Source organism: Mycobacterium sp. ABE4_509 (assembly GCF_056160785.1).
In genome coordinates, this window is sequence record NZ_JBSWXU010000353.1 from 1 (window position 1) to 395 (window position 395).

Sequence of the window (395 nt, forward strand, 5' to 3'; positions counted from 1 at the left end):
GAGCGGGCGCAGGCGCCGGGGCAGCCGGATCGGCGGGCAGCGGCGCCGGAGCCGCCGGTGGGGCGCCGTACGGGTCCGGTGTGCTCATCGGGCGCTGGGTCAGCGCCAGCAGTGCGTCCGAACCCGAGATCTCCTGGGTCTGGATCGCGTGCCAGATCTCCTTGAGATACGTCACGTTGGCGCTCTCGTCGGGCAACATGTCCGGGTTGACGGTGGTGCCGGGGGGCAGGTTGTCCGGGCTGGCCAGATGCGGAATCGCCTCCGGTACCGGAAGCTCGCCGCTGATCGCCTGGTTGGCCATGTCGTAGGCCGGCCCGGGCACGCCCACGGCGTTCAGCGGTGCCAGCGGGTCGACCGGTGCCGGTGCTGCCGCTCCCGGTGCCGGGGGTGCGGGC

At 73.4% G+C, this 395-nt stretch carries 1 pseudogene; it reads right to left on the minus strand.

The features are described from left to right. Nucleotides 1–395: pseudogene (locus tag ACXAID_RS28445) on the minus strand (transglycosylase family protein); the annotation flags it as partial.